The organism is Nocardia farcinica, from assembly GCF_029867845.1.
GTDB classification, from domain to species: domain Bacteria; phylum Actinomycetota; class Actinomycetes; order Mycobacteriales; family Mycobacteriaceae; genus Nocardia; species Nocardia farcinica_A.
The window spans coordinates 1-3406 of record NZ_JARWRU010000507.1 but is presented as its reverse complement, the minus strand read 5'-3'; the positions used below and the strand labels follow the sequence as shown (position 1 = coordinate 3406).

Genomic DNA, 3406 nt, shown 5'->3' with positions numbered 1-3406 from the left:
CCGGGACTCGCCCGGGTCGCCCTGGCGGCCGGAGCGGCCGCGCAGCTGGTTGTCGATGCGGCGGGAGTCGTGGCGTTCGGTGCCGAGCACGTACAGGCCGCCCGCCTGGCGGACCGCCTCGGCGTCGGCCTCGGTCTGCGCCTTGACCTTCTCCAGGGTGGGCAACCAGGCCGCCTCGTACTCCTCGGGGGTCTCCACCGGGTCCAGCCCCTGCTTGCGCAGCAGCAGGTCGGCGATGATGTCGGGGTTGCCACCGAGCACGATGTCCGTGCCACGGCCCGCCATGTTGGTGGCCACGGTGACCGCGCCGGGGCGACCCGCCTCGGCGATGATCTCGGCTTCCTTCTCGTGGAACTTGGCGTTGAGCACGCTGTGCGGGATGCCGCGCCGGGTGAACTGCTTGGACAGGTACTCCGAGCGTTCCACGCTGGTGGTACCGATCAGCACCGGCTGGCCGAGGGCGTGGCGCTCGGCCACGTCGTCGACCACCGCGTTGAACTTGGCCTCCTCGGACTTGTAGATCAGGTCCGACTGGTCGATGCGCTGCATCGGCCGGTTGGTCGGGATCGGGACGACGCCCAGGCTGTAGATCTGGTGCAGCTCGGCGGCCTCGGTCTCGGCGGTGCCGGTCATGCCGGAGAGCTTGTTGTAGAGGCGGAAGTAGTTCTGCAGGGTGATGGTGGCCAGCGTCTGGTTCTCCGGCTGGATCTCCACCCCTTCCTTGGCCTCGATGGCCTGGTGCATGCCCTCGTTGTAGCGGCGGCCCACCAGGATGCGGCCGGTGAACTCGTCGACGATGATGACCTCGCCGTCGCGGACGATGTAGTCCTTGTCGCGCTGGTAGAGCTCCTTGGCCTTGATGGCGTTGTTCAGGTAGCTGACCAGCGGCGAGTTGGCCGCCTCGTAGAGGTTGTCGATGCCGAGCTGGTCCTCGACGAACTCCACGCCGGCCTCGTGCACGCCGATGGTGCGCTTCTTGATGTCGACCTCGTAGTGCAGGTCCTTCTTCAGCAGCGGCGCGATGCGGGCGAACTCCGCGTACCACTTGGAGGAGGCGTCGGCCGGGCCGGAGATGATCAGCGGGGTGCGGGCCTCGTCGATGAGGATGGAGTCGACCTCGTCGACCACGGCGAAGTTGTGGCCGCGCTGCACCAGGTCGTCGAGCGAGTGCGCCATGTTGTCGCGCAGGTAGTCGAAGCCGAACTCGTTGTTCGTGCCGTAGGTGATGTCGGCGTGGTAGGCCACCCGCCGCTGCGGCGGGGTCATGCCGCCGAGGATCACGCCGACCTCGAGGCCGAGGAAGCGGTGCACGCGACCCATCCACTCGGCGTCGCGCTTGGCCAGGTAGTCGTTGACCGTGACCACGTGCACGCCCTCGCCGGACAGCGCGTTCAGGTAGGCGGGCAGCACACAGGTCAGGGTCTTGCCCTCACCGGTCTTCATCTCGGCGATGTTGCCCAGATGCAGCGCGGCGCCACCCATGATCTGCACCTTGTAGTGCTTCTGGTTGAGCACCCGCCAAGACGCCTCCCTGGCCACCGCGAAGGCCTCGAGCAGCAGGTCGTCGAGGGTTTCGCCGTCGGCGTAACGCTGCTTGAACTCCTCGGTCTTCGCCCGCAGCTCCGCGTCGGTCAGATCCTCGTAGTCCGGGCCGATCGCGATCACCTCGTCGGCGAGATGAGCGAGCCGCTTGACGGTGCGACCCTCACCGATCCGTAGCAACCTCGAAAGCGAAAGCGCAGGCACGGGTCTTTTCAGTCCTCTGGTCGGGTGTCGTGTTGGTCCCCCCGTCGGGCTCCGCCGAGTTCGGCGGAATCCGCGGCTCGAACTCATGGTAGTCGCGCTACCTGGGCACAGTGCGTGCACTACCGCCGACACAGTGCGCGCCCGCCGGGCAGAACCGCGGGCGGGCCACCGCCGCGCAGTGCTATGCAGGCGGGTGCCCCCTGTGATCGAATCGAGGCATCGTGCCACCGTAACGCCGCCGCGGCCCGCTCGCGCCGACGGTCGCGCCACCGGGTGTCGCGTGACCGGCGGTGTCGGGCGTCACCAGTATCGAAAGGAGCGACTGGCAGCGTGATCACCAGATTGACGCCGCAGGACGCGGCGTTCTACCGGCTGGAGTCGAGCAGCAACCCGATCCACATCGGCTCCCTCGCGATCCTGGCCGGTCCCGACGGCACCGACTCCGGCGCCGCCGCGGGGCTGGACTACGAAGCCCTGATCGATCTGGTGGAGAGCAGGCTCGCGCTGGTCCCGCGTTATCGCTGGAAGGTCCGCGAGATCCCGCTCTCGCTGGGCAAACCGGTGTGGGTGGAGGACAGCCCATTCGACATCAGCTATCACGTGCGCCGCTCCGCGCTGCCCAGCCCCGGCACCGAGGACCAGCTGCACGAGCTGGTCGCCCGGCTGGCCTCGCGACCGCTGGACCAGAGCAGGCCGCTGTGGGAGATGTATCTGATCGAGGGCATGGCGGGCGGGCGCAGCGCGATCTTCACCAAGACCCACGCCGCCCTGGTCGACGGCGACGAGGCACTGGAGATCGGCCACGTCATCCTCGACACCACACCGTCGCCGCGGGAGCTGGCCGACTTGCTGTGGGAGCCGCCGCGCGAGCCGACCGAGGTGGAACTGCTGGTCGGTGCGCTGACCCGGCTGGCGGCCCGCCCGCGCGAGGCGATGACCGTGGCTCGTGAACGCAGCGCCGAGGCGTTCGCCATGGTCGGCGCGGCGACCCGGGCGCTGGACTCGATGGTCTCGGCGGTGCGCACGGTGGCCATCGGCGCGCCCGACAGCCCCCTGAACGCGCCCACCTCCCGGCACCGGCGCTTCGCCACCGCGAACACCGACCTCGGCAGCCATCGCCGCATCCGCAAGCACTTCGACTGCTCGCTCAACGACGTCATCCTCGCCGTGGTCACCGGGGCGCTGCGCAACTGGCTGTTGTCGCGGGGCGCGGGGCTGGTGGAGTCGAGCACCCTGCGCGCGGTGGTGCCGATGTCGGTCTATGTCGACGACGACGGCGCCGACCGCCCCGCGCCCGCCAGCGAGGTGTCCTCGTTCCTGATCGACCTGCCGGTCGGCGAGCCGAACCCGGTGATCCGGCTCCAGCACATCGCGCACGCCAACGAGGCCAACGCGGGGCTGCGGCGCGGAGTGCGGGCGCGCACGCTGGTGCACCTGTCCGGCTTCGCCCCGGCGAGCCTGCACGCGGTGAGCGTGCGGGCGGCGAGTACGTTCGCAGAACACACGTTCAACCTGGTGATCACCAACGCACCGGGTCCGCAGCGGCCGATGTACATCGGCGGCGCGCGGATGCTGGAGATGTACGCGGTGTCGCCGCTGCTGCGCAATCAGGCCTCGAGCATCGGGATCACGTCCTACGACGGGCGGGTCTACTACGGGC

General features: G+C 69.2%; 2 protein-coding genes. One reads left to right on the top strand and one right to left on the bottom strand.

The features are described 5' to 3' along the window. Positions 1-1746: preprotein translocase subunit SecA (gene secA, locus QH283_RS11055; RefSeq protein ID WP_280502927.1), on the bottom strand; the 1746-nt coding region annotated here is incomplete at its 3' end. A gap of 330 nt (positions 1747-2076) precedes the next feature. Between secA and QH283_RS11050 the strand changes: the two genes are divergently transcribed. Next, a partial coding sequence (locus QH283_RS11050) for a WS/DGAT/MGAT family O-acyltransferase (RefSeq protein ID WP_280502926.1) occupies positions 2077-3406 on the top strand: 1330 nt, incomplete at its 3' end.